The following is a 25,903-nucleotide window of genomic DNA, read 5'->3' as shown; positions in this document are numbered from 1 at the left end:
GCCGCGACGGCGCGCGCCAGCGGCACCGCGATCGTGGTCGGGGTGGCGTTCGGCGTGGTCAGTGTGGCCGCGGGGCTCGCCATCGGCGGCACGCTCGGCGGCGCGTTCGTCGCGCTCGGCGTCGTCACCCCAGGCCTGCTGCTGCAGGACAGCTGGCGGTTCGCGTTCTTCGCGGCGGGGCAGGGCCGCAAGGCGCTGGCCAACGACCTCGTGTGGGGCGCGGCGATGATCCCGCTGCTCGTGCTCGCCGGGGCCGCGGGAGGTGGCGTCGCCGCCTTCGTGCTCGCCTGGGGCGGGTCGGCGTTCGTCGCGGCCGGGTTCGGCTGGCTGCAGAGCGGGATCCTGCCCGGCCCCCGCGACGTGCGCGGGTGGCTGCGCCGGCACCGGGACCTCGGCTCGCGCTACCTCGTGGAGAACGTCAGCAACAGCGGTGCCTCGCAGCTGCGGATGTACGGCGTCGGCGCGATCGCCGGCCTGTCGAGCGTCGGCGCGATCCGTGGCGCGGAGCTGCTGCTGGGGCCGTTCCTCGCGTTGCTCATGGGCGTGAACCTCGTCGCCGTGCCCGAGGCCGCGCGGGTGCTGCGCCGCGCCCCGCACCGGCTGGAGCGGTTCTGCCTGCTGCTCGGCGGCGCGCAGGCGGTCGCCGCCGCGGCGTGGGGTCTCGTGCTGCTGTTCCTGGTGCCGAGCTCGGTCGGCGAGGCCGTGCTCGACGACGTGTGGGCGGCGGCGTCGCCGCTGATCCTGCCCGTCACCATGTCGGTGACCGCCGCCGGTCTCATCGCCGGCCTCGCCGCCGGGCTGCGGGCGCTCGGTGCCGCGCGTCGCAGCCTGCGCACCCAGCTGTTCGCGTCCGCGGGCTACCTCGGCGGCGGCCTCGCCGGTGCGGCAATGGCCGGCGCGGTGGGGGCGAGCTGGGGATCCACGATCGCCATGTGGTGCGGAGCCGCGATGTGGCTGCTTCAGCTGCGGGCGGCCCTGCGGGAGCACGCCGCCACCACCCACCCCGACCAGCAGTTGACGGAAATGAGGACGCCATGACTCCCCGACTCAGCATCGGGTTACCCGTGTACAACGGCGACGAGTACCTCGCGGAGTCGCTCGAGGCGCTGCTCGGCCAGTCCTACGAGGACTTCGAGCTGATCATCACGGACAACGCCTCCACGGACGGCACCGAGGCGATCTGCCGCGGGTACGCGGCGAAGGACTCACGGATCCGCTACGAGCGGCTCGGCAGGAACATCGGCGCCGCGCCCAACCACATGTACGTGTTCTCGCTGACCCGCGGCGAGCTGTTCAAGTGGGCCTCGCACGACGACCTGTACGGCCGCGACCTGCTGAAGGTGTGCGTCGAGGCGCTCGACGAGCACCCTGAGACGATCCTCGCGCACTCCTGGAACGCGACCATCGACAGCCACGGCAAGGTGATCGAGCCGTTCGACTACCGGCTCGCCACCGACTCCCCGTCCGCGCCGGAACGCTTCCGCGCGCTGCTGTTCGCACCCGGCGGCGACGACTTCTACGGCGTCATGCGCGCCGACATGCTGCGCAAGGTCCGCCCGCTCGACAGCTACCACCACGCGGACCGCACGTTCGTCGCGGAGATCGCCATGCACGGGCCGTTCCACCAGGTGCCCGAGCTGCTGTACTTCCGCCGCGACCACCCGACCCGCGCCGAGCGCGCCAACCCGACCGTGCACAGCCGGTGCGTCAACCTGGACCCGAGGCGCCGCAACCGGTTCCTCAACCCCGCGCCGCGGCTGCTCGCCGAGTACGTGTTCGGCTGGGCGGGGCTCATCCGGCGGGCGCCGATCAGCGCGGCGGACAAGCGGCAGTGCTACCGCCACCTCAAGGACTGGCTGACCAGCCGCGCCCGCGCGGGCGTGGGCGCGTCGACCGAGGACATGGGCACGGCGCCCGAGGTCGCGCTGGTGTCGATCGACGGGATCGTGCCGGGTCGCGAGCGAAGGGTGCCGCGGTGAAGGTCGGACTCTTCGGCCTGCTCGGCGCGGGCAACTCGGGCAACGACGGCTCGCTGGAGGCGGTGCTCGCCTACCTGCGGGCCGATCATCCCGACGCGGAGCTCAGCTGCCTGTGCTCGGGTCCGGAGGTGGTCGCGGCGCGCTATGGCGTCCCGGCCGTCCAGCTGTACTGGTACTACGCCAGGGACCGCCGGCCGAGCCTGCCCGCCCGGGTGGTGCTGAAGACCGTCGGCAAGTTCCGCGACTCCGTCGGTGTGCTGCGCTGGGTCCGCCGCCAGGATGTCGTGATCGTTCCCGGCACCGGCGTGCTGGAAAGCACGCTTCCGATACGCGCGTGGGGTTTCCCGTTCTCCATGTTCCAGCTGTGCCTGTTCGGCAGGATCACCGGGACGAAGGTCGCCCTGGTCAACATCGGCGCCAACGTGATCCGCCAGCCGGTGCTCCGGTTCCTGTATCGCGCGGCGGCGAGACTCGCGCACTACCGCTCGTTCCGCGACGCCATGTCCCGGGACGCGATGCGGGAGATGGGCGTGGACACCTCGGCCGACGGCGTTCACCCCGACCTGGTGTTCGCGTTGCCGGTGCCGCCAGGGTCGGTCGACGGGGGAACGGTGGGCGTGGGCGTCATGGACTTCCACGGCAGTACCGACGACCGGGGCCGGGCCGAGGAGATCCATCGCTCCTATGTAGACAGTGTGCGGCGGTTCGTCCGCTGGCTGGTGGACGAGGGTCGGCGGGTACGGCTGTTCACCGGCGACGAGGCGGACCAGACGGTCGTGCGGGAGATCATGGACGACGTGCGGGCACACCGCCCCGGTCTCGATCCGTCCACGGTGGTGAACGAACCAACCGTCACGCTCGGCGAGCTGATGCGGCAGATGGCGGCGGTCGACGTGGTCGTCGCCACCCGGTACCACAACGTGGTGTGCGCGCTGAAGCTGGCGAAGCCGACCGTCTCGATCAGCTACTCGGCCAAGAGCGACCGCATCATGGCGAAGATGGGGCTCGAGGAGTTCTGCCAGGACGCCCGCACCATCGACGTGGACGGGCTGATCGAGCAGTTCACCGCCGTCGAGCGCCGCGCGGGGCAGATCCGGCCGATGCTGGCCGAGCGGTCGGCCGAGCGGGCGGCCGGCCTCGAGCACCAGTACACGGTGCTGTCGGCGGCCCTGTTCCCACCGGACCTGAGGCGGGCGTCGTGACGGCCGTCGGCCTGTTCGGCCTGCTGGGCACCGGCAACCTCGGCAACGACGGCTCGCTGGCCGCCGTCCTGGGGTACCTGCGGGCCGAGCACCCTTCCGCGACGCTGCACGCGTTCTGCGGCGGGCCGGAGGAGGTCACCGAGCGGTACGACGTGCCGGCCACCCGGTTGAACTGGAACCGCGCGGAGTACCGGACCGCGTCGGGGCCGCGACTGGTGGCGGGCAAGGCGTTCGGCAAGCTCGTCGACGCGTTCCGCACGGCCGCCTGGGTGCGCCGGCAGGACGTGGTGATCGTGCCGGGCATGGGCGTGCTGGAGACCACGCTGCCCACCCGGCCGTGGGGCTGGCCGTACTCGCTGCTGCTGATGTGCTTGTCCGGCAAGCTGTTCCGGACCAAGGTCGTGCTGCTGAGCGTCGGCGCCGAGCGGATCGAGAGCCGGGCCATCCGGACGATGATCCTCCGCGCGGCGCGGCTGGCCACCTACCGCTCCTACCGCGACGAGCTGTCCAGGGACGCGATGCGGGCCATGGGCCTGGACACCGCCCGGGACAAGGTCTACCCGGACCTCGTGTTCGGCGTGCCCGCCCCGGAGCCGGTGGCCGGGACCGGGATCGTGGGCGTCGGGGTCATGGCGTACCGCGGCAACAACTCCGACCGCGAGCGTGGCGAGGAGATCTACCGCGCCTACGTGACCGCCATGACCCGGTTCGTGCGCCGGCTGGTCGACGGGGGCCGCACCGTGCGGCTGTTCACCGGCGACCAGGTCGACGAGTCCGTGGCCGCGGAGATCATCGCGGCGGTCGGTCCCTCGGTCTCGATGGTCGAGGTGTCCACATTGGACGAGCTGATGGCGGAGATGGCGGCGGTCGACACCGTGGTGGCCACCCGCTACCACAACGTGCTGTGCGCGCTGAAGCTGTCGAAGCCGACCATCTCGATCGGCTACGCCGCCAAGAACGACGTGATGATGGCGGACTTCGGGCTCGGCGAGTTCTGCCAGTCCGCCCGGGCCGTCGACGTCGAGGCGCTGGTCGAGCGGTTCACCGCGCTCGAGGACCGGGCCGCGGAGCTGCGGGCCACGCTCGCCGAGCGCAACCGTCGTGTCGCCCGGCGGGTCGAGCAGCAGTTCGCCGAGCTGTCCGCGCTCCTGCGGCCGGCCGGTGCCGAAGAGCCCCAGGGGGTCGGATGAGAGCCGTTCCGGTGCCCGAGATCGACGGCGCCCACCTCTTCGAGCCGACCCCGCACCCCGACGAGCGCGGCTTCTTCTGCCGCACGTTCGACCGGGACGTGGTGGCGTCGGTCGGCATCGACCCGGACGGGTTCCTCCAGGACTCCCTGTCCCGCTCGGGCCTCGGCGTGCTGCGGGGCCTGCACCTGCGCTCCGGCGCGGGCGAGGCCAAGCTCGTGCGCTGCTCGTACGGCATCGTGTTCGACGTCGTCGTCGACCTGCGGCCGGACTCGCCGACCTACCGCAACCAGGCGCACTTCCGGCTGTCCGGGCAGACCCAGGTCACGCTGTACGTGCCGGCCGGCTGCGCGCACGGCTTCCAGGCGCTGACCGACCCGGCCGACGTGTCGTACCGGATCGACCGGGCCCACGACCCGGCCGAGGACGTGGCGATCGCGTTCGACGACCCGGAGCTCGCCATCCCGTGGCCGCTGCCGGTCGGGCTGATGTCCGAACGGGACAGACGAGCCCCGTCGCTCGCCGCGGCACTGGCGCGAGAACCGGAAAGGACCTGAGCCATGGACTTCACCCAGTCGCGCGAGGCGAACAAGCGGCTGCACGACATGGTCCCGGGCGGGGCGCACACCTACGCCAAGGGCGAGGACCAGTACCCCGAGGCCATGGCCCCGGTGATCTCGCACGGGCGGGGCGCGCACGTGTGGGACGTGGACGGCAACGAGTTCATCGAGTACGGCTCCGGCCTGCGCTCGGTCAGCCTCGGGCACGCGCACCCGCGGGTCGTCGAGGCGGTCCGCGGGCAGTTGGAGCGGGGCAGCAACTTCGTGCGGCCCAGCGCGGTCGAGATCGAGGCGGCGGCCAAGTTCCTGGCCACCGTGCCGACCGCGGAGATGGTCAAGTTCGCGAAGAACGGCTCGGACGTCACGACCGCCGCGGTCCGGCTCGCCAGGGCCGCCACCGGTCGCCCGCTGGTGGCGATCTGCCGGGACCAGCCGTTCTTCTCCACCGACGACTGGTTCATCGGCACCACCGGCATGCCGGCCGGGATCCCGGCCGCGACCACCGGGCTCACGGTCGCGTTCCCGTACGGGGACCTTCCCGCGCTGGAGTCGCTGCTCTCGAGCGGCGAGGTCGCCTGTGTGATCCTGGAGGCGGCCACCCAGACGGACCCGCCCGCCGGCTACCTCGAAGGGCTGCGCGAGCTGTGCACGAAGCACGGAGTCGTGCTGGTGTTCGACGAGATGATCACCGGGTTCCGCTGGTCCGAGGCCGGCGCGCAGGGCATGTACGGGGTCACCCCGGACCTGTCGACGTTCGGCAAGGCGCTGGGCAACGGGTTCGCCGTGTCCGCGCTCGCCGGCCGCCGCGACCTGATGGAGCTCGGCGGGCTGCGTGACTCGCGCGAGCGGGTGTTCCTGCTGTCCACCACGCACGGCGCGGAGACGCACTCGCTCGCGACCGCCATGGCGGTGATGGACACCTACGTGGAGGAGGGCATCGCCGACCGGCTGCACGCGATCGGCACGCGCCTCGCCGCGGGTGTGCGTGCCGTCGCCGCCGACGCCGGTGTGGGCGAGCACGTCGTCGTGCGCGGGCGCGAGTGCAACCTGGTGTTCGCCACCCTGGACCCGTCCGGCAAGCCGTCCCAGGAGTACCGGACGCTGTTCCTGCGCCGGCTGGTCACCGGCGGTGTGATCGGTCCGTCCTTCGTGGTCAGCAGTGCGCTGTCGGACGCCGATGTCGACCGCACGGTCGAGGTCGTGGCGGCCGCGTGCGCGGTGTACCGGCAGGCACTCGACGCCGACGATCCCCTGGCGTGGACCGGTGGCCGGCCGGTGCAGCCGGTGTTCCGCAGGTTCGCCTAGCCTCGTGCCCTGAACGACGCGCTCGGGGCGTCCAACGTCCAGAACGACGCGTTCAGGGCATCCGGGAGTCGCGGGAGGACCGGTTCGCCGCGTGGTGGTCGGCGATCCGGTCGATCACCCATGCGGTGGGCGGCACGACCGCGAAAGCGGCGAAGAAGCCGCCGATGGTGTCGGTGGGGTAGTGCGCGTTCAGCAGCACCTGCGCCCAGGCCATCACGAACGCGGCGACCATCGTGGGTACGGCGATCAGCAGCACGCCTTTCCCTGCGCCGATCTTGCGGCGTTCCACGAATACGAGCGCGGCGATGAGCGTGACGGCCGTCGCGGTAGCCGTGTGGCCGCTGGGATAGGCGAGGAAGCCGTCGTTGATCTCGCGGCCCACCAACGGTTTCAGCGCGGTGGTGACGGCCACGGTCACCGCGGGCCCGGCCACGGCGAGCACGGCGGCCCTGCGGTGGCCCAGTCTCAGGCAGACGACGACCAGCGTGGCGAACACGACCGCGCCACCGACGGGTTCCGCGGTCCAGTCCACGATCAGGGAGAACTGCCGCCATGGCGCGCCGACATCCAGCAGGGCGGACCGGACCGAGACGTCGAACGGCGTGCCCGTGCTGGAGTTGGCGAACAGCACACCAAGCACGACGACCACGACCGCCGAGACCGCCGCGACGACGGCGAGTGGCCGGCGCACCGGCGCCGGCAGGGCCGACGGAGCACGCACGTCGCCGCTTGGCTCCGAACCGACCCGCACATCGGGATCATCGTCGAAATGGTCACGTTTGTTTCGCGTGCGGGTGAGCGCGGTAACAGTGGATGGTGCCGACCCGAATCCAATATGGAGCCGGGAGGAAATCCATCATGCGCCTGCGATCGACCGACATCTCGGCCCGCACGATCGGTGCCGAGACCATCATTCTGAGTCTGCCGAACTCCCGGTACTTCTCGGTGACCGGCATCGGGACGAGGGTCTTCGAGTTTCTCGGCGAGGACCGGTCGCTGGACGACCTCGTCGAGGTGATCGTCGGCGAGTACGAGGTCGACGCCGCCACCGCGCGCCGCGACGTCGAGGCGTTCGTCGGCCGGCTGCGCGAAGCGGAGCTGCTGCACTGATGTCGGCCGGGATGTCTGCTCCGATGTCACTGCGCCGGCGGATCCGGGTCGTGCTCGAGGTCGGGTACGCGCTGTGGTGGATGGTCCGCATCGAGGTGTCGCTGCGTCGCCGCGACCTGGCCACGACCTGCCGCCGGCTGGGCATCGCCCACGACCTGGACAGCGCGGCGCCGCCCGCCACCGAGCAGGCCGTGCTGCCGCGCAGGACGAAGCCCGCGGTGTCCGCCTCCCGGTTCATGGTCGCGTCGTGGCCGGCCGGGAACACCTGCCTGCGGCGCTGCCTGCTGATCGGGCACCGGCTGCGTGACCTGTCGCCGGTCCTGCGGATCGGCGTGCGGCGGGACGACGCCGGCTTCCTGGCCCACTCCTGGCTCGAGATCGACGGCAGGACGCTCGACCCGTCGGCGGCCGACTTCGCGACCCTCGGGCGCTCGTGATGGGCTACGCCGCCTACGGCCTCGTCGTCGCGAGCGACATCGCACTGCCCCTGCCGGCCGGCTCGGGCCAGCCGGACCTGGTGCTGCGTCGCGGTCCGGACCGTCCGGTGCCCGCGGCGCGTCCGGCCGGAGAGCGGCTGGCGGAGGTGTGCCGGCCCGACCGGACGGTGTTCTACAGCCTGGCCCGGTCCGCCGACGGGGTGGTGCTGCGCTATCCCGGCCTGTGCGACTTCGCCGGCGACTCCCGCTTCGCCGACATCACCGTGCACCTGGATCCCGACGGCGACGCGGGCCTGCTGCCGGTGATGATCTCCGGGACGCTGCTTGCCGTGCACCTGATGCTGCGCCACGAGCTCGTCCTGCACGCGAGCGCCGTCCAGGTCGACGGCCGCGCGTTGGCGTTCGTCGGCTCGTCGGGGATGGGCAAGTCGACCCTGGCGGCCGCGCTGTGCGACCTGGGCTGCGGCCTGGTCTCGGACGACCTGCTGCGGGTGGACGTCGCGCCCGGCGGCATGATCGCCTACCCGGGCGGCACCGAGAACCGGCTGCGGCCGAGCGCCCGCGACCTCGCCGACGCCGCCCCACCTTCCGCGGTGCGGGAGACCGCCGACGGCAGGCTGGCGCTGCGCCCCCGCACGTGGACGGACGAGCCGCTGCCGCTCCTGGCCTGCGTCGTCCCGCGCCCGAGCCGCGAGGTCGAGTCGGTGGTGGCCCGCAGGCTGGGCCTGTCGGAGGCACTGGTCCGGCTGAGCCGCTACCCGAGGGTGCTCGGGTGGACCGACCGGGAGTCGATGAGCAAGGCCTTCCAGTCCCTTGGCGACCTGGTGGAGCGCGTCCCGGTCTACGAGGCGACCATCCCCTGGGGTCCACCCTTCGCCGACGACGTGCTCCCCGGCCTGCTGTCAGCCGTGACGGACCACTGACGTCCGCATCCGGCCGCCGCGCCACTTCTCGTCGTCGTGTGGGGCTGTGGACCTGCGAGGAGGTTTCGAACCCTTGCCGAACGGTGGGACGATCACCCCAAGGGGCAATGAGAAGAGCACCACGCTGCGTCGGGCGTCGAGACGGCTTCGGCGATCTTCTCGGCGATCACCGCCACGCTGTCGGTCCCTCCCGAAACACGCAGGGTCCGAGAGCGCGGGCTTCGGCAGACGAGACGGCTACAAATGGCCCGCCAGTAGGATGATCCTCATGACCTTCGCATGAGCCGTTCGTCCTAATGTGCCGTGTCATACGTGCATAGCCTGCCGGACTACAACGGCCACTACGGGGTACGGGAACTCTGCGATATCTGCCCCATGAGCCAGCTCGAACTCTGCGCGGCGGCGCATCGCGTGCCGACCGCCGAAGACGTCCGTCAGGTGGCCCGCGTGTTGCCCGAGGCGGACAAGCTTCAGGTCGTAGACATCAGTGAACGGGCGGCCGTCGTGTCCGGCCTGGCCTCCGAGCAACCGCGTTACTTCCTGCAACACGCGCTCGGCTTCCAGGTTCACGATGAGCGCCACCCGCACCACGAGCGTCGGCATGGCCGCGCGGACATTGGATGGAAGGGAACACCGGCATGACGGACTGGACCACGCTGAACTACGTCGTCGTAGACGTCGAGGGCAACGGCCAGCAGCCGCCCGATTTGGTGGAGCTGGCCGCGGTGCCCATCGTGGGCGGGGTAATCGGGGAGCCGAAGAGCTGGTTGGTGAAGCCCGATCGACCGATCACGCACGTCGCCAAGAAGGTCCACGGCATTGGCAACGACCAGGTGGTGGACGCCCCGGTGTTCGCCGACGTCGAGGCCGACGTGCTGAAGGCGCTGGAGGCTTCGGCGCTCATCGCTCACAACGCCCACGTTGATGTCGGCGTTCTTCGGCGCAAGCTCGGGGACTGGGTGTGCCCCGAGGTGTTCGACACGCTCAAACTCGCCCGCCGGCTGTTGCCGGGACGAAAGACGTACCGGCTCGGCGCACTGGTCGATGAGTTCGAGCTCGCCAGCGGCCTTGAAGGCGAGGACCAGCCGCACCGCGCTACCTACGACGCGATCGTGGCGGCCAGGTTGTTCGTGCTCCTGGCCGCCCGCCGCTCGCTCGAGGAGCTCCGCGATCAACCGGCAGGGGGTGATCGTGATGAACCTGCTCTCTTCTAATGGCGGCCTGTTCGTCAGCGTGGACGGGCCAAGCGGTGCAGGGAAGACGACCATCGTCCGCCATTTGGCACAAATGCTTGTGGCGCAAAGCAAATGCGTCCACGTCACGGCCGAGCCGTCGTCAGGACCAATCGGCACGCTCGCCTCGGAGTTGACCGAGACCGTCACCGGACACGCGCTCGCCTGCTTGTACGCGGCCGACCGCTACCACCACGTCGAGACCGAGATCAAGCCGCTGCTGAAGACCGGGCACATCGTCATCTCCGACCGCTACGCGGCCTCGGGCCTGGTGATCCAGCGCTTCGACGGCGTAGACCCCGAGTACTTGTGGCAGATCAACGACGAGGTTGCGCATCCTGACCTCGCCGTCATCCTGGACGCCGATCCTGACGTGATCGCTGAGCGGCTGGAAGCGCGCGGACCGCATAACCGCTTCCAGCTCTCTTCCGGCAGCAGTCACAAGGAAGTCGAGTACTACCGGCACGCAACTGAAACGCTGGAAGCGGCAGGCTTTGACGTGCTGCGGGTGGACTGTAGTAGCCGGCCACCAGAGCAGTCCGCGGCGCTCATCCGCGACCGTCTCATGACGCTGCTCGTGCCGAGCGAGGCGGCACATCAACGAAAGAAGGGGAGTTGAACCACCATCATGCGTAAGTACAGCGTCGACGGCAGCGAGGCGCTGGCCGAGATGGCCGCGATCGCCGCCAAGGAAGAGGCCGAGTGGGACGCCCGTGAGCGGGCCGCGGAGCACACTGCATGATTGCCAACCGGCCTGAGAAGTCTGTCTGGCTCGACATCCCAGACACCTGTCACATGCGGGGCGAGTTCACCGGCGACGACGACATCCACGTCATGTTCGGCGACCCAGCGACGGCGTGGACGTGCTGTTCGAGCGTCCGGCGCTGGAACGGTTCGTCCAGCTCGCCACCGAACTGCTGGCTGTCCCCGTCCCGGACGACCCGAAGGCCGACCTGCCGAGGCTCCACGCCCCGGCCATCTGACGGGTCTCCCAAGAATTCCATTCCGCTGGCTCGAAGACCACAACTGGACCGGATGTCGACGAACGTGACTCAGCAGACATCCGCGACATCACAGATCAACTGGAGACCCTGATCGGCAGCGTCGTGGAAGTGAGGAGCGCCGAGACAGTGAGCCCTCTTCCTGAGATCTCCCCCTCGTTGGTGTTCGTTGGGTTTACCGCGCGCGGGACATGGGTAAAGCCAGCACCGGGCTGTCGACGTAGCTCCAGTTCCGCGCCGGGCGCAACGAAAGGTCAGCCGAGTGCTCAGTCCCGGGCGCCTCGGCCACGCAACGCCTCCCGCAGGCCGAAGCGGAACCGGGACAGGGCCGAGGTGTGCCGGCCCGCCGTGTAGCGGTCGTCCGGCAGCACCAGGGCGCGTAGGTACGCCGCCTTGTCGCGTAGGCCGGGCAGTACCGGCAGGGTGGCGATCGCCTGCGCGGCGAAGGTCTTGCCCTCGTGGGTGTGCAGCCCCAGCCACGACTCCTCGCGCCTCGTGGGCACGTACGACGCGGCCCACGTGCGCAGCTCGCCGTCGGGTGCGAGGCCCAGCAAGCGGGTCGAGTCGGCCACCGCCGCCGCCACGACCGCCTGGACGCCCCAGTCCGTCGCCTGGTCGATCAGTGCCGCCGCCGGCACCCGGGGCAGCAGTTGGGCGACGTCGCGCAGCGAGCCGAGGCGCAGTGGCCAGTCGCCGAGGGCGGCGTGGTAACACGCGTGCAGGAGGCGATGCTGGGCGGACAACGCGCGCAGGGACCGGCCGCCGACGTCGAACGGGTCGGCGTGCGACCACAGCGCGTCGATGTCGACCAGCACGCCCCACGGGCCCAGCACGAACGTCCGGTGCAGGTCCAGCTCGAAGCCCGCGGCGGTGTCGCGCAGCGTGGTGCCCTTGTCGAAGCGGCGGTCGAAGCCCGGGCGCGGCTCGGCCAGGGTGCGGGTGAAACCGGTCTCCACCAACACCGTCACGGCCTGGTCGAAGTCCAGCGGGCGGAACAGCAGGTCCAGGTCGATGAACGAGCGCAGCGCCGGCTTCAGGTAGTCCAGGTGCGCGTACGCGCTGCCCTTCAGCACCCGGGTCTCGATCCCCGCGTCGGCCAGCACGTCGGCCACCGTCACCAGCTCGCGTTCCAGCGACAGCACCCGCAGCAGGACCGAGCGGTGCACCGCCCGTGCCTGCTCGGTCTGCATCTCGGTGGCCGGCATCGCGCCGGCGTCGACCGCCGCGCGGAGCTGGCCGAGCAGCCGGTGCTTGCGGGCCGCGGCCAGCAGCGTCGGCCAGGCGTCGGTGGACAGCGGCGCCGGCGGGAACGGCCGGTCGGCGGCCAGGCCGAAGCCCGCCACGGCCAGCAGCGGCGGGGAGTAGTGCTCCTCACCGCACAGTCTGCGTGCCACGTCGACCCTCCACTTCGGACATCGCGGCCCGGTAGCCGGCCAGCAGGTTCGTGAGGCCGACCGCGGGGGTGAACTCCTCCTCGTACCGCTGCCGCGCGGCGACCCCGAGCGACGGGGGTGCGGCGACGACCCGGCGCAACGCGTCGGCCAGCGACGACGCGTCCCCCGGGCGGTGGGTCAGCCCGGTCACCCCGTCGGTGACCAGCTCGTCGAGGGAACCGTGGCCGGCCACCACCGACGGCACGCCGGCGGCCATGGCCTCGACGACCACGAGCCCGAAGGTCTCCAGCCAGGTCGACGGCACGACGACGGCGGCCGCCCGCGCGACGAGCTCGCGGCAGCCGGCCCTGTCCTGCAGGCCCAGGTACTGCACGTCGTCCCGGTCGCGCGCCCACGCCGCCACCTCGTCCCGCAACGGCCCCGCCCCGGCCAGCGCCAGCGGTATCCCGACGCCGCCGCGTTCGGCGATCCGGTCCCACGCGGTCATCAGCAGGCGAACGCCCTTCTCCTCGGTCAACCTTCCGAGGAAGAGCAGGTGGTCGGGGGCCCCGGTGCGGTGGACGCCGGGGTCGGGAACGAAGTTGTGCTTGACGGTCAGCCGCTCGGCGGGCATGCCCGACTCGATCAGGATCGTGCGTTGCGCGGCGGAGATGCAGAAGAACCGGGTCACCGCCGACCACCAGCGGCGGCGGTTGACGGCGAGGTTGACCGCGAGTGGGACGGTGGCCAGCCGCGAGTCCCGGTAGCAGCCGTGCCGCACCGCGGGCACCGGGAGCCGGTCGACGCACGCCCGGCACTCCGCGCCGTCCCGGTAGAGGGTTCCGGTCGGGCAGACCTGGGTGTAGTTGTGCAGCGTCGCCACCACCGCGACGCCCGCCCGCGCGCACGCGGAGAGCACCGACGGCGACAGCAGCGGGAACGTGTTGTGCACGTGCACCACGTCCGGGCGCTCGGCGCGCAGCCGCTCGGCGAGGTCCGCCCGCGCCGCCGGGTTCCACGGCACCCGCAGCGGCACGACCGCCTTGCGCGGCAACGACATCGCCGCGATGTCGTCGCTGCGCCGTTCGAACAGGTCGGCGTGGTGGCCGGCGTCGCGGAGCAGGGCGAGCTCCTGGTCGACGACGCGGTCCTCCCCGCTGGGCTGCGCCGACCGGTACCGGTTGTGCACCACCAACACCCGCAGTGCGTCCTCGGTCATGCCGTCACCTCCGGTCGGGTCGCCGGCTCGGGCGCCGGTGCCCCGGTGGACAGCAGCGCCGCGGCGACGGCCAGGTTCAGCAGGTACGGCGACGCGTCGCCGAGGCCGGCCTCGGTGTAGGACGCGACCACGCAGTACACGATGAGGAAGAGGGCGGCCGCCCTGGCCAGCGACGGCGGGCGCAGCGCCGCGACGACCAGCAGCGTGGCCAGGAACGCCACGACGATCGCGAGACCGACGAACCCCTGCTCGTGGTAGACGGCCAGCCAGCTCGAGTCGATCGGCAGCCCGCCGTAGGACTTGTTGGTGAGCCCGACGCCGAACAGCTGCTCGCTCGTCGTGCGAGGCGCGGCCAACAGGGCGTCCCACACCTTCTGCCGCCCGGTGAGGTCGCTGAGGGACTCGTCGTCCTGCCCCCTGCGCAGCCAGGCCTGCACGACGGGACCGAGGAACACCGCCGCCAGGCCGGCGACCATGGCCGCCCGGGTGAAGACCTTGCGCGCCCGCGCGGAGTTCGACGTCAGCGACAGGAGCGCGACCACGAGCCCGCCGACGAGCGCGATCGCGGCGGTCCGGGTGTGGCTCAACAGCAGCAGCGCGAGCGCGGGAGCCGCGACGAACAGCAGGCTCGACCGGGTGGTGCGGTTCCCGAGCCAGAGCAGGATCGTCAACCCGATGACCGTGGCCGCGTACTGGCCGACCTGCGGCGGCGTCATCGGCCAGATCGCACCGACCAGGCGGCCGCCGTAGGACTCGGGCAACGCCTTGCCCGGGGCGATCATCAGCCCCGCGGCCACCGTGAGCAGCACCGCGCCGATGGCTCTGATGTGGTGCCGCACCAACGAGAGGCCGTCGTGCCACCAGCGGGTGAGCAGCCACAGCGTGGCCACGAACACCGCGAAGCGCGCGCACCGGAAGAAGGCGCCGAAGCCCGACTCGAGCTGGGCGCTCGACGCGATGCTGACGACCACGAGCAGGGTCAGCAGGAGCAGGTACGTGCTCGGCCGGAGCTGGACTCGCAGGTTCAGCAGCAGCGCCAGCCCGAACGCCGCCAGGAGCGCCCCCATGGTGACGATCTGCGTCACCGAGCGGGGGATCTGCACGACCGTGATCGCCCCCTGGGAACCGAGGGTGTTGATCACCAGCAGCGTCCAGGCCGCGCCGACCAGCCGGGGAGCCCGCCGCGGCTCGGCATGGGCCGGGTCGGGTGCCGGGGCGCGGTACGTGGTCAGGTCCATCTCAGCCACCGGACCGTTCCAACGTGCTGTTCTGGTCCTGCTGAAAGGGCGTGGACTGCCACTGTCCGAAGTGGATGGTCTTGCTGGTGTCGTGGGCGGTGAAGGTCCACGGCCCGACGTAGTGGTTGTCCCGCCAGGTGTTGTGCTGGTCGAACGTGATGGCGTCCTGCACGGCGTCCGCCTTGTACGGTGACCACTCGGGGAACGTTCCGTAGTTCGAGAGGATGGCCATCCGCGCGCACATCGAGCCGCAGCCCATCGCCGCGGCGTCGACCGAGAACCGGTTGTCGTGGATGTCCACGTTCTGCGTCTTCCACCGGCAGTCCGCCCGCAGCGGGTCGCTCTCGATGTCCGGCGGCGAGCACCGCTCCCGGTCCGCGACGAGCAGCGTGCACCCACCCGAGGTGTTGGCCTCGCTGTTGCAGAACCGGTCCGCGTTCTCCCAGAGCGTGATCCCGGACCAGTTGTCGGTCAGCACGTTGCGATAGATGTCGATCTTGCTCGTGCGGGCCTTGACGCGCGGCTCGCCGCCCGCCTCGGAGAGGTAGATGGTCGCGGCCGGGAAGTTGTCCCCGCGGTCCACGAACCCCTTGCCCTCGACCATGTTGTTGCGCCGGATGGTGTTGTCCCGGATGATCGCGTTGTAGCTGATCTCGTACATGATCGCCGGGCCGTCGTTGTCCTCGATCACGTTGTGCTCGATGAGGAAGTCGTTGTTGTTGGTGTCCGCCCACAGCCCGGCGCCTCGGTTGTCGTGCACCCAGTTGTCGCGGATGTCGGCGCCGTTCACCGCCCAGAACTTGATGCCGCCGGTGCACCCGCATCCGTCTACTTGGGACTCCCAGTCCTCGGTGTTGTTGCCGACGATCTCGTTGCCCTCGACGACCAGACCGGTGACGCCGTTCGCCGACTGGTAGGCGTTCATGCCGTACTGGCCGTTGTCCCGCAGGCAGTTCCCGCGCACCTGCTGGCGAGCGCCGGCCATCATGCCAGCGCCGCCGTTCTTCTGGATCGTGCTGAACTCGATCTTCCAGCCGTCGCCGGAGTCGTGGTTGACCACACCCTCGTCACGCGGGGGCACGAATCCCTGCACGGTCAGGTGCTGGATGGAGACGTTCTCGGCCTGCCCGGAGAACGCGTACTTGTTGGCGCCGCGGCCGTCGAGCACGGCGCCCGGCGCGCCGAGGTAGACGTTGCCGTCCTTCGGCATGACCTGGTCGAACTCGCCGTCACCGAGCCGGTGGGTGCCCGGGGCGAGCCAGAACGTGGTGCCGGGCGGGTTGTCGTCGGTCTTGGCGGTCAGGTCGCTCCGGACCTCGGGATCCACCGTGACTGCCCCGACCGGCGCGGACGTCGGGCCGGGCTCGGTGTGCCCGCACACGGCGACCGGCGAGCCGCCCTGTGCGGGCGCGGTGGCGTGGCCGGGGCTGGTGGCGTCGTCCTGTGCCGGAGACGGGCTGCAGGCGAACAGAAGCGACGACAGTGCACCCAGCAGCACCGTTCGGCGTGCGCGGGACCACGGCCGATTGTGCACAGTAGGACCTCCAGATACGGCTAAACGTCGAAGCGAAGCAGGGTGAGCAGGGTGTCGCCGCCACGAACGCGGCCGCTCCCGAGCACCGTCCAGGCGGGCTCGCGGCGGCCGAAGCCGGGTGAGTACCAGCCCAGCGGGGGGTTGGTCTCGCCACGGTGTGCGGACCAGTCGAGGCCCGCGGGAAGGTGGAGCTCGGCCGTGTGGCCGGGCCAGGTCAGCCGTGCGGTGGTGCCGTCGAGCTCGACCTCGATCGCGGGGCCGAGGTGGTAGGAGAGCCGGCAGGCGTGCTCGCTCCGACCGTGCACGTCGTCGGTGATGTGGAGCTCACCGCGGTCCAGGGTCACCGTGCGGCGGTGCGTCGCGGGCTTGCCGCCGGTCGCGTAGCCGTCGTGCTCGGCGCTCCACCGCGAGTCGTCCACGCGGAGCACCGTGGTCCGCGCGTGCCGGGTCCACAGGAACGGCCCGCCGCTCGTGGACTGGTCCCTGCCGTCCAGCTCGAGCGTGTTGTGCCCGAGCGTGGAGCGGAAGTACGACCGCCACCCCGGCTGCCCGTGGTAGCAGTAGGTGCCGGGGTCGGCGAGGACGTCCACACCGTCGTGCCGGACCTCCACGGACAGCGCGTCGGCGTGCGCGTGCGCGGCGATCGACAGGAAGCCGTGCGGGCCGCCGTCGCAGCGGCACCAGATCTCGCCGGTCCCGCGGGCGGTGCGCAGGACCGTGAGGCCGGCGTCGGCGAAGTGCGTCGGCCGCTCCGCCGGCCGGGCCGCGGTCACCTCCAGGTCGTCGGCCAGGTCGTCGGCCAGCGCCGCCAGCAGGGGCGTGCGGACATCGGTGCCCTCGACCGTGGGCCACCAGTCGCGGCGGCCGAACAGCACGTCGCCGGTGGCGAGCAGCGATCCCCAGCGGTGCGTGCCGGCCCCGTCGACCACCAGCCCGTGGCCGTCGTCGGCGTCGCCCTGGCGCGGCGGGTGCAGCGCGGCGTCCACGACCGCGGCCAGTGCGTCGCACATCCGCGCCAGCACCAGCCAGGTCGACTCCGGCACCGCGACCCCGGCGGCCCGCGCCTCGAGCGCGCCGGCGAGACCCAGCTCCAGGACCAGCCCGTGGTACTCGGTGGCCAGCTCGCGGTTGAGCCCGGAGTCGAACGTGTTGGCCCGCAGGTGCTCGTCGAGTGCCCGCATGGCCTCGGCCCGCCAGCCGACCGACTGCGGGAACCAGGCGAACGCCGACGCGGCCGCGAGCTGGCCCGCGGTCTCGGCGATCACGTGGTTGTTCGCCGACGAGCCGCGGCTGCGGAACGCGGCCAGCCACCGCTGGTGGTGCCAGATCTGCGCCAGCGCGCCGGGGTTGTCCTCGAACAGGGCGGGCGCACCGGCCCAGCCGTCGAGCAGCCTGCGCACCCACACCCAGGACAGCAGCCGGACGCCGAGCTCGATCCCGCTCACCCAGTGCACCCCGTGCAGCGGCGGGTTCGCCGCCCACCACGACCGCAGGTGCTCGGCGACCCTGGTGGCGTAGCGCTCGTCCCCGGTCAGCGCGTACGCCGCCGCCAGCACGGTCAGGTGCTGGTGGCGCGACGGCTCCCAGAGCTGCTTGATGTCGCCGACCACGTCCTCGCTGCGGTAGGCGATGTCGAAGGTGTAAACGTCCTCGGGCGCGCGCCGGCCGGTCTTCGGGTCGGCCGACCAGTCCGGCGCGACCAGGTCCTCGCGCGGCACGCCGAAGTACTCGCCACGGCCGGCCATCAGCTCGTCGGCGGTCTCGACCAGCCGCTTCACCGCGTCCGCCGGCACCTCGGGCAGCGCGGGAACCGGCGCGAACCCGCGGCGCGGCAGCCAGGTCGCCGCCGCGGGCGTGGTGAACTCCTTGCGCCACCGGCGTTTGCGCAGCACGTCCCCCGCGCGGCCGGCGACCTCGCGCGGCCCCATCCGGGACAGCCGACGCAGGTACCAGCCGGGCGACATCATCGCGGCGCGCCGTTCGGGACCGGCGCGGCGCTCGGCAGCGCCAGGCGCACCGGCGCGCCGGTGGTCAGGCTCGTCCGCACGGCCAGCGTCGCGAGGGTGGTCGCGACGAGCGAGTCGACCGGCACCGGCATCGGCGTCCCGTTCGCCACCGCGTCGAGGAACGCGGCGAGCTCGGCGCGCTGGCCCTTGTCCCGGCCACGCGGCAGCCGCGGGGTGGCCCAGCGCTTGCGGGCGAACACCGACGCCCGCAGGAAGTCGTCCAGCCGCAGCACCTTCCGGTCCGCGACGAGGTCGAGGGTCTCCTTCGGGAAGCCGGGCGCACCGGTGGTCGCGTAGGTGATCGTGGCCGTCGAGCCGTCCGGGTAGCCCAGCATGATCTGCAGGTCGTCCTGACCGGCGGTGGCGGCGGCGTACACGGAGGTCGGATCGGCGCCGAGCAGCCAGCTGACCGTGTCGACGAAGTGCCCGCCCTCGCCGGCGAACCGGGTGCCCTCGCGGTCGGCCTGATTGTACCAGGAGCTGTGGTCGAGCGTGCCCGCGTTGACCAGGTAGCGCACCGACGCCGGGCCGACCCGGTGGCCGAACTCGTGCTTGGCCTGGCGCAGCAGCGGCGCGAACCGCCGGTTGAAGCCGACCTGCAGCCGGTCGTTGCCGGACTCGGCGATCGCGTCGAGCACGACGCGCAGCTCGTCCTCGGACAGCGCCAGCGGCTTCTCCACGAACACGGCCTTGCCCGCCCGCAGCGCGCGGGCGGTGAGCTCGGCGTGCGTGCTGTGCCTGGTCACGACGAACACCGCGTCGATGTCGTCGTTCTCCAGCACGTCGGCCAGGTCGGTGGACGCCGCGGCGAAGTCGAACTTGCGCCGTGCGTTCGCCCCGGACAGCGCCGAGGTCGTGACGACGTGCCGCAGCTGCACGTCCTCGCGCGCCACCAGGTGCGGCAGCAGCATCGAGGAGGCGTAGTTGCCGGCGCCGACGAACCCGATCCGCACCGGCCCGACCCGATGCCGCCACCGGGTGCCGCCCGGTCGGGAACCGGTGGCGGGCACCGGAACCGTGAGCACCACCGGGTCCGGATCGGTCTCGGTGTCGGGGTAGCGGAACAGCACCGCGACGGCCTTCAGCTCGCCCGCGTTCAGCGACTGGTAGGTGTCCGCTGCGTCGGCGAAGTCGGCCACGTGCGAGATCAGCGGCTCGACGTCGACCCGGCCGCGGGCGGCGAGGTCGAGGAAGCACTCGAGGTTGCGCCGCTCGGTCCAGCGCACGTAGCCGATCGGGTAGTCGCGGCCCTCCAGCTCGTAGGACGGGTCGTAGCGGCCAGGGCCGTAGGAGCGGGAGAACCGGACGTCCAGCTCCTTCTCGTAGTAGGCGTTCCACGGCAGGTTCAGCGAGCACTTGCCGATGTCGACGACCGTGCCGCGGTCGCGGGCCAGCTTCGCCGCCAGCTCCACCGGACCGTTCGAGCCGCCGCCGGCCGCGAGGAAGACCTGGTCCACGCCGTGCCCGCCGGTGATCTCGCCGACCGCGGCGTCCACGACGCCCGAGTCGGGGTGCGCGCACACCAGCGCGCCGAGCCGCTCGGCCAGCTCGCACCGGCCAGGGTCGGGGTCGACGCCGACGACCCGCACGCCCGACGCGACGAGCAGCTGCACCACCAGCTGGCCGATGAGGCCGAGGCCGATGACGAGCGCGACGTCGCCGAGCTGCGGCGCACCGCGCCGCACCCCCTGCATCGCGATCGAGCCGACGGTCGCGAACGCCGCGTGCCGCGGGTCGACGCCGTCGGGCACCCGGCTGTAGAGGTTCTTCGGCACCCAGTTCAGCTCGGCGTGCAGGGCGTGCTCGTTGCCCGCGCACGCCACGAGTTCGCCGACCGCCACGTCGTCGATGCCGGCGCCGACCTCCTCGACGACCCCGCACAGCGAGTAGCCGAGCGGGGTGTAGGAGTCGAGCTTGCTGGTGACCTTGCGGTAGGTGGCGGCGAGGCCGTTGGTGGCCACGCTCTGCATCACCTTCGCCACCTGGTCCGGGCGGGCCTTCGCCTTGCCCACCAACGACTTGCCGGCCTCGGAGACCTTCATCAGCTCGGTGCCGGTGGAGATCAGCGAGAACGCGGTGCGCACGAGCACACCGCCCGGCTTGCACGCGGGCACCGGCACGTCCAGCAGGGTCAGCTCCCCGCTCTTGTAGTTCTGCACAACCTGGCGCATGGCCGGCCCGCCTCCCCGGAATTTCACACTGTTGGTCGCGTCTTGTAGTGATCGTTCTTTTGGTCACGTACTTGTGGCTGGGTTGCGTCACGGTCCCCTGAGGTGCGGTTCGGCGAGCACTCGGTTTCCGGCTCCCTCGGTCGCGCCGCGGTACCAGTACTCCAACGTCAGCACGTGCCACAGGTGCTTGGACCGGTCCTGCTGGCCTGCGGCGTCCTCCTCGACGAGGCGCCGCAACGCATCCCGCTGAAGCAGCCCGGACCGCACGAGCAGGCCCTCCTCGACGACCTCGCGGACGAGAGGTGCCAGGTCGCGGCTCATCCACGCGCGCAGCGGCGCGCTGAACAGACCCTTGGGCCGGTAGACGATCTCCTTCGGCAGGATCGCCGTGGCGGCCTGCTTGAGCGCGGCCTTCCCCTGCCGGCCGGCGATCTTGCCCTTGCCCGGGATGCGGAACGCGGCCTTGACCACCTCGACGTCCACGAACGGGACGCGTACCTCGGTGGACGCGGCCATGCTCGACCGGTCGGTGTAGGCGAGGTTCAGGCCGGGCAGGAACAGCCGCGCGTCGGCGAGGCACATCCGGTTGACGTGGTCGGCAAGCGCGTTGTCGTGGTATGTGTCCGCGTGCTCGGTGAGCACGTCGTCCACAGTGGACGCGAGGTCGGGGCTCACCAGGTCGAGCAGCTCGGTGCGGTCGTACATGGTGTAGCTGCGCCGGAACGCGGTCTCCTCGGGCAGCTCGGCGAAGGACAGGAACCGCTTGGCGAAGCGCACCGACCGGTAGCCGCGGCGCGCGGTGGCTACCGGCAGCCGGTCCACCACCGCCTCGATCGGCCGGCGCACCAGGCCGGGCACCTGCTGGTAGCGCAGCGCGAGCAGGTTCGCGAAGTGCTTGCGGTAGCCCGCGAACAGCTCGTCGGCACCCATCCCGGACAGCATCACCTTCACCCCGGCCTCGCGGGCGGCCGTGCAGATCAGGTAGGTGTTGATGGCCGCGGGGTCGCCGATCGGCTCGTCCAGGTGGTAGGTCATCTTCGGCAGGAGGTCCAGCACCTGCGGCGCGATCTCGATCTCGTGCAGGTCCACGCCGAACTTCTCGGCCACCACCCTGGCGTAGCGCAGGTCGTCCGGCATCGCCTCGAACTTGGCGTCCTCGGCGCGGAAACCGATGGTGTACGCGGAGATCCCGGGCTGGTAGCGGGCGGCCAGCGCGGTGAGGTAGCTGGAGTCGAGACCGCCGGAGAGGAACGTGGCGACCGGGACGTCGGCCAGCAGGTGCTTGCGGGTCGACTCGGCGATCACCTCGTCGAGGTCCAGCGGCGGCAGGTGCTGCGCCTCGGCGGCGACCTCCCTGATGTCCCAGTAGGTGCCGCGCTCGCTGGTGCCGTCCGGCCGCAACCGAAGCCACGTGCCCGGCGGGAGCTTCGCCGCCTCGCGGTAGGCGCAGCGCTGGTCGGGGACCCAGTAGTAGAGCAGCGACGCCACCAGCGCGCCGTCGTCGACGGTCAGCGCGTCGCCGAGCTCCGCGGCAAGCGCCTTGAGCTCGGAGGCGAACACCACGGAGTCGCCCCGGCGCACCAGGAACAGCGGCTTGATGCCGAGCTGGTCGCGGACCAGGGTCAGCTCGCCGGTGCGCTCGTCGAACACGCCGAAGGCGAACATGCCGCGCAGCCGCGGGAGCGAGCCGGTGCCCCAGCGGCGCCAGGCCTCCAGGACGACCTCGGTGTCGGACGTGCCGCGGAACGTGACGCCGGCCGACGCCAGCTCGCGGCGCAGCTCGGGCGCGTTGTACAGCTCGCCGTTGTAGGTGATGGCGAGCCCGTTCGACACCATCGGCTGGGCCCCGGTCTCGGACAGGTCGATGATCGAGAGCCGCCGGTGCCCCAGATGGACCTCTCCCGCCCCCGCCCGGTGCGTGTAGCGGCCGGACCCGTCGGGGCCGCGGTGCGCCAGCGTGTCGGTGAGCCGGTCGGTCAGTGGACCGCCGTCCGGCCGGAGATAGGTGCCTGCGATGCCGCACATGGTTGTACTTCGGCCCCTCTCAGCCCTTGTTCCTGCGGCGCAGGAGGTCTTCGACGTCCTCGGCCCGGACCGGCGCGAACCGCTTGGTGGGCAGGTCGTGCACGGACTTCTCGCCGACCGGGCCGGGGTCGGCGGCCGGGGTAGGGCCGGCAGTGGGGCCGGCGGTGGGTGCCGCGACCGGCGGGGGAACCGCGGCCGGCGCGGGGGTGCCGTGGCCGTTCCTCAGGTGTGGCTGGACCGGGGCGAACCGCCTCGTCGGCAGGTCCGCGGTGCCGTTGGTCCCGTTGGTGCCGTTGGCGGCCACCACGTCCTGCTTCGTCCCGTTCGACGCCGCCTTGGCGGGCACAGGCACGGGCACGCGGCCGGTGCGGCCGCGCAACGCGGTGTGCAGCCCGTCCCACAGGGTGCCGTCGGAGCGGTCGCGCGGGTCGGGGGCGACGAGCACGATGCCGAGGATCGGGATCCGGGCGTCGGCGAGCTGGCGGGCGACCGTGTGCAGCCACGCGGTGTTGGCGAACCCCGTGCGCACCACGAGCAGCGTCTCCTCACCCAGGTGGGTGAGGTCGGTCCACGCGGTGCCCGGGGCCGCCGAGCCGATGCCGACGCGGGCCTCGCCCGGGGTGGTCGGCGAGGTGTCCTCGGCGCCGATGATCCGGATCCGCCGGTCCGTCCGCCCGGTCAGCTCGTCGAGCCGGCGGCCCGGCAGGTCGTCGGCGATCACGCGGCCCGCGGGATCCTCGATGATCACCACGTCCCGGTCGTGGGCCAGCTCGGTGGCGACGTCCAGCGCGAGCGCGGCCGCGATGCGGCGGGCGCCGAGCTCCAGCAACGACACCGGACCGGTGCCGTCGCGCACCAGCCGGGTGAGCGTCGCGGCGACCCGGATGCGCTCCCGGGTGACGCTGCCCCGGCGCCAGAGCCTGGCCAGGCCGCGCTGCGGCGCCGGCAGCTGCGCGATCACCGAGGCACCCAGGTTCGCGGCGATGTCCTTGCGCAGCACCGGCCGGTCCTTGACCACTCCGGTGACCGCGGCCAGGGCCCAGCCGGCGACCAGCCCGAGCAGCAGGCCGATCGCGCAGTTCGCGGCGGCGGTGGCGATCGCGGAGTGCGGCACCACCCGCGGCGCGTCGATGATCTGGGTGCCGGCGGTGACCCGCGGCGCGCCGATCGAGGCCTCCTCGGCCTGCTGGCTGAGGTCCGACACCCGCGACGTGAGCTCGGCCCGGCGGGCGTAGAGCGAGTCCAGCCCGGCGGCGTTGGGCTGGGCCGTGTCGTCCCCGCCGTTGTTCTCGTCCTGGGCCGACGCGGCCGCCTCCGCGCCGGAGATCTGGCCGTTGACCTGGTTGAGCTCCTTCTGCACCCGGTCGCGCTGGTCGATCAGCGCCTTGGCCTCGGCGTCCGCGCCGATCTTGATGCGGGCGATGTGGTCGGCGATGAACACGTCGGCGAGTGCCTTGGCCCGGCGGATCGCGTCGGCGTTCGTGTTGGCCCGGACGGTCACCTCGAGCACGTTGTTGGTGACGCCGACGACGTCGTAGTCCTGGAGGAAGTTCTCCGGTCGTTGACGCGACCCGACCCGCTCCAGCGCGGCGGCGGCGATCCGCGCCGTGTCCATCAGCGTGACGTCGGTGCGGACCAGGTTGCCGCTGTCGGAGGGCTGGTCGTCCTCGTGCACGACGTAGATCCGGGTGACCGCGGTGGGCGAGGTCGGCAGCACGACCGCCACCGCCCCGCCGACGATCAGCCCGAGCAGCGCGAGGGTGACCCACAGCCGCCGCCTGCGGCGGATCGCCAGCACCAACCGGGTCAGGTCGAGCAGCGGCTGCGGCCCTGGCGTGGTCGAGGACGCGTCCGGGGTCGGCTTCGCCGCGGGGGCGGTGGTCGGGTTTGTCATGACGAACCTGCCATCGCGCTGTCGACCGAGACCTCCGGAGGTGCCGCGGCCGGCGAGGCGCCGCCGGCCGGCCGGGTGCGGTGGGTGACCAGGACGCCGAGCACCTCGTGCCCGGCGTCGGCGCAGGCCTCGGCGATGCCGACGAGCTCCCACGCCGTTCGGGTGCCGGCGGTGACGACCACGAGCACACCGGCCGCGGTGCCGTCGTCCGGCACGGTCGGCCGCTGTGCGGACACCTCGACCGTGCGCAGTGCCGTGCGTACCGGACCGCCTCCTGCGGTGTTGCCGAGCCGGGCCGCCGCGCGGCCGGCGGTCCGGTCGTCGTCGGCGGTCACCACGAGTACCCGGGGCACCCCGCCGGACGGGTTCGCCGGCATGTGCTCCCGCAGCCGGATGAGCACCCGCCGGTAGCGGATGTCCAGGCTGTCCTCGTCCCCCGCGGCCGGCAGCTCGGGCAGGTACCACGGCCACTCGTCCAGGACGAGCCGGTGAAGCCTCGCCGGCAGGCTGCCGCTCGGCTCGGCGGTCGGCGGCTCGTCCGGAACCTCCACGCCGCCGAGGATCGTCGAGCCGAGCGCCGAGACGATCCCGTTCTCGTCCCGCACCCGCCGGTCGGCGCGCGCGAGGAACAGGTGGCCGAACAGGCCGAGCAGGAAGAACAGGGCGGCGCCGCCGGCGACGAAGTGGGTCATGGTGGGCGCGGCCGGTCCGGTCGGCCGTTCCGCCGGTCCCATCACGACCATCTTCGCCTGGCTCGCCGCGGCGTCGAGCTCGTCGAGCTTGGTCACCGCCTGGGCGAGCCCGGTGCGCAGCCGCTCCAGCTCGGTGCGCACGCCGACGCTGTCGATCGTGTCGCCCTTGCCGGCGGACGCGTGCAGGTCGGAGATCCGCTGGTTGGTGTCGGTGACCTGCTGGCGCAGCGCCTGGCGCTGTTCCAGGGACACCTGGGCCGCGGCATCGGTGGTGTCGGCGAGCAGCTGGGTGGAGAAGTTCACGTACTCGTTGGCCACCCGGTCGGCGAGCTGCTGGGCGCGCTGCGGGGTGTCGGCCGTACCGGTGATCTGGATGATGTTGCCCTCGGCCACCGAAGCCTCGACCGAGTCGTGCAGGTCGGCCCCGGACTCACCCCAGCGCAGGCCCGCCGCGACCCGGTCGAGCACGGTCGAGCTCATCGCCACCTGCGCTTCGGTCACCAGCTCACCCGGTTCACGCGGGCCCTGCAGCAGGACGTTGGCCGATGTTCGGTACCCGGGGGAGAACAGCAGTGAGACGGCGGCACCGAGAACCGCACCCGCCACAGCGAACACCAGCAGTAACCGCCACCGCTTGCGCAGGACAAGCCCGATCATGGTCAGTCGTACTGTGTCCTCGTTCACCGCGTGGGGCCCCCTTTCGATGTACTTCGGTCCGTGTCGGCGCGTGACATCGGTCCGGTACTCACGAATCTCGTCGCCGTGATAGCGGCTTTGGTTACATCTCTAAGGTGACTCTTAGTCAAATTGGGGCG

General features: G+C 71.8%; 23 protein-coding genes. 13 read left to right on the top strand and 10 right to left on the bottom strand.

All coding sequences use genetic code 11. The features are described 5' to 3' along the window. The 6 genes from GEV28_RS05395 to GEV28_RS05370 form a co-directional block, all read left to right on the top strand. The coding region (locus GEV28_RS05395; RefSeq protein WP_291409179.1) for a hypothetical protein at positions 1 to 1,038 on the top strand (1,038 nt) is incomplete at its 5' end. Continuing rightward, positions 1,035 to 1,979, top strand: coding sequence for a glycosyltransferase family 2 protein (locus GEV28_RS05390; RefSeq protein WP_291409177.1), 945 nt, complete (start codon positions 1,035 to 1,037; stop codon positions 1,977 to 1,979). The genes GEV28_RS05395 and GEV28_RS05390, both read left to right, overlap by 4 nt. Next, positions 1,976 to 3,181, top strand: a complete 1,206-nt coding sequence (locus tag GEV28_RS05385; protein ID WP_291409175.1) for a polysaccharide pyruvyl transferase family protein — start codon at positions 1,976 to 1,978, stop codon at positions 3,179 to 3,181. Before GEV28_RS05390 ends, GEV28_RS05385 begins: the two co-directional genes overlap by 4 nt. Then, positions 3,178 to 4,371: a polysaccharide pyruvyl transferase family protein gene (locus tag GEV28_RS05380; RefSeq protein ID WP_291409173.1), complete on the top strand. Its 1,194-nt coding sequence runs from the start codon at positions 3,178 to 3,180 to the stop codon at positions 4,369 to 4,371. Before GEV28_RS05385 ends, GEV28_RS05380 begins: the two co-directional genes overlap by 4 nt. Beyond that, positions 4,368 to 4,925: a dTDP-4-dehydrorhamnose 3,5-epimerase family protein gene (locus GEV28_RS05375; protein ID WP_291409171.1), complete on the top strand. Its 558-nt coding sequence runs from the start codon at positions 4,368 to 4,370 to the stop codon at positions 4,923 to 4,925. Before GEV28_RS05380 ends, GEV28_RS05375 begins: the two co-directional genes overlap by 4 nt. 3 nt (positions 4,926 to 4,928) lie before the next feature. Then, positions 4,929 to 6,233: a glutamate-1-semialdehyde 2,1-aminomutase gene (locus tag GEV28_RS05370; protein ID WP_291409169.1), complete on the top strand. Its 1,305-nt coding sequence runs from the start codon at positions 4,929 to 4,931 to the stop codon at positions 6,231 to 6,233. 52 nt (positions 6,234 to 6,285) lie between these two features. Here GEV28_RS05370 and GEV28_RS05365 read toward each other — a convergent pair whose 3' ends face one another. Then, positions 6,286 to 6,954, bottom strand: a complete 669-nt coding sequence (locus GEV28_RS05365; protein ID WP_291409167.1) for a phosphatase PAP2 family protein — start codon at positions 6,952 to 6,954, stop codon at positions 6,286 to 6,288. A 137-nt stretch (positions 6,955 to 7,091) separates the two neighbouring features. Here GEV28_RS05365 and GEV28_RS05360 point away from each other — a divergent pair, with 137 nt between their 5' ends. From GEV28_RS05360 to GEV28_RS05330, 7 genes are all read left to right on the top strand, one after another. Beyond that, positions 7,092 to 7,343, top strand: coding sequence for a PqqD family protein (locus GEV28_RS05360; RefSeq protein WP_291409165.1), 252 nt, complete (start codon positions 7,092 to 7,094; stop codon positions 7,341 to 7,343). A gap of 11 nt (positions 7,344 to 7,354) precedes the next feature. Continuing rightward, positions 7,355 to 7,780: a lasso peptide biosynthesis B2 protein gene (locus GEV28_RS05355; protein ID WP_291409163.1), complete on the top strand. Its 426-nt coding sequence runs from the start codon at positions 7,355 to 7,357 to the stop codon at positions 7,778 to 7,780. Continuing rightward, on the top strand, positions 7,780 to 8,703 hold the full coding sequence (locus tag GEV28_RS05350; protein WP_291409202.1) for a hypothetical protein: 924 nt from the start codon (positions 7,780 to 7,782) through the stop codon (positions 8,701 to 8,703). Before GEV28_RS05355 ends, GEV28_RS05350 begins: the two co-directional genes overlap by 1 nt. A gap of 312 nt (positions 8,704 to 9,015) precedes the next feature. Next, positions 9,016 to 9,345, top strand: a complete 330-nt coding sequence (locus GEV28_RS05345; RefSeq protein WP_291409161.1) for a hypothetical protein — start codon at positions 9,016 to 9,018, stop codon at positions 9,343 to 9,345. Then, on the top strand, positions 9,342 to 9,917 hold the full coding sequence (locus GEV28_RS05340; RefSeq protein ID WP_291409159.1) for a PolC-type DNA polymerase III: 576 nt from the start codon (positions 9,342 to 9,344) through the stop codon (positions 9,915 to 9,917). Before GEV28_RS05345 ends, GEV28_RS05340 begins: the two co-directional genes overlap by 4 nt. Beyond that, complete coding sequence (gene tmk / locus GEV28_RS05335) at positions 9,898 to 10,554, top strand: dTMP kinase (RefSeq protein ID WP_291409200.1); 657 nt, start codon at positions 9,898 to 9,900, stop codon at positions 10,552 to 10,554. Before GEV28_RS05340 ends, tmk begins: the two co-directional genes overlap by 20 nt. 238 nt (positions 10,555 to 10,792) lie before the next feature. Continuing rightward, positions 10,793 to 10,918, top strand: coding sequence for a hypothetical protein (locus GEV28_RS05330; RefSeq protein ID WP_291409157.1), 126 nt, complete (start codon positions 10,793 to 10,795; stop codon positions 10,916 to 10,918). Between the two features lie 284 nt (positions 10,919 to 11,202). Here the strand turns inward: GEV28_RS05330 and GEV28_RS05325 are convergent, their stop codons facing one another. From GEV28_RS05325 to GEV28_RS05285, 9 genes are all read right to left on the bottom strand, one after another. After that, a complete protein-coding gene (locus tag GEV28_RS05325; protein ID WP_291409155.1) occupies positions 11,203 to 12,330 on the bottom strand; it encodes a nucleotidyltransferase family protein in 1,128 nt (375 codons plus the stop codon). Next, positions 12,308 to 13,513: a glycosyltransferase gene (locus GEV28_RS05320; protein WP_291409199.1), complete on the bottom strand. Its 1,206-nt coding sequence runs from the start codon at positions 13,511 to 13,513 to the stop codon at positions 12,308 to 12,310. Before GEV28_RS05320 ends, GEV28_RS05325 begins: the two co-directional genes overlap by 23 nt. Positions 13,514 to 13,524: 11 nt before the next feature. Further along, positions 13,525 to 14,766, bottom strand: coding sequence for an O-antigen ligase domain-containing protein (locus GEV28_RS05315; protein ID WP_291409197.1), 1,242 nt, complete (start codon positions 14,764 to 14,766; stop codon positions 13,525 to 13,527). Between the two features lies 1 nt (position 14,767). Continuing rightward, positions 14,768 to 16,300: a right-handed parallel beta-helix repeat-containing protein gene (locus GEV28_RS05310; RefSeq protein WP_291409152.1), complete on the bottom strand. Its 1,533-nt coding sequence runs from the start codon at positions 16,298 to 16,300 to the stop codon at positions 14,768 to 14,770. Positions 16,301 to 16,320: 20 nt separating this feature from the next. After that, entirely contained in the window at positions 16,321 to 18,264 is a 1,944-nt protein-coding gene (locus GEV28_RS05305) for an alginate lyase family protein (RefSeq protein ID WP_291409195.1), read from the bottom strand. Continuing rightward, entirely contained in the window at positions 18,264 to 20,477 is a 2,214-nt protein-coding gene (locus tag GEV28_RS05300) for a bi-domain-containing oxidoreductase (protein ID WP_291409150.1), read from the bottom strand. The genes GEV28_RS05305 and GEV28_RS05300 overlap by 1 nt, the downstream gene beginning before the upstream one ends. Before the next feature lie 87 nt (positions 20,478 to 20,564). Continuing rightward, positions 20,565 to 22,502, bottom strand: a complete 1,938-nt coding sequence (gene asnB, locus GEV28_RS05295) for an asparagine synthase (glutamine-hydrolyzing) (protein WP_291409148.1) — start codon at positions 22,500 to 22,502, stop codon at positions 20,565 to 20,567. Positions 22,503 to 22,521: 19 nt separating this feature from the next. Further along, positions 22,522 to 24,396, bottom strand: coding sequence for a Wzz/FepE/Etk N-terminal domain-containing protein (locus GEV28_RS05290; protein ID WP_291409146.1), 1,875 nt, complete (start codon positions 24,394 to 24,396; stop codon positions 22,522 to 22,524). Then, positions 24,393 to 25,745, bottom strand: coding sequence for an exopolysaccharide biosynthesis protein (locus GEV28_RS05285; protein WP_291409144.1), 1,353 nt, complete (start codon positions 25,743 to 25,745; stop codon positions 24,393 to 24,395). Before GEV28_RS05285 ends, GEV28_RS05290 begins: the two co-directional genes overlap by 4 nt. Positions 25,746 to 25,903: the final 158 nt, after the last annotated feature.

The sequence above is a fragment of the Actinophytocola sp. genome (genome assembly GCF_009379765.1).
In the GTDB taxonomy this organism is placed as follows: Bacteria; Actinomycetota; Actinomycetes; order Mycobacteriales; family Pseudonocardiaceae; genus Actinophytocola.
The sequence above is the reverse complement of the archived record's forward strand: the minus strand, read 5'-3'. Positions and strand labels throughout refer to the sequence as shown.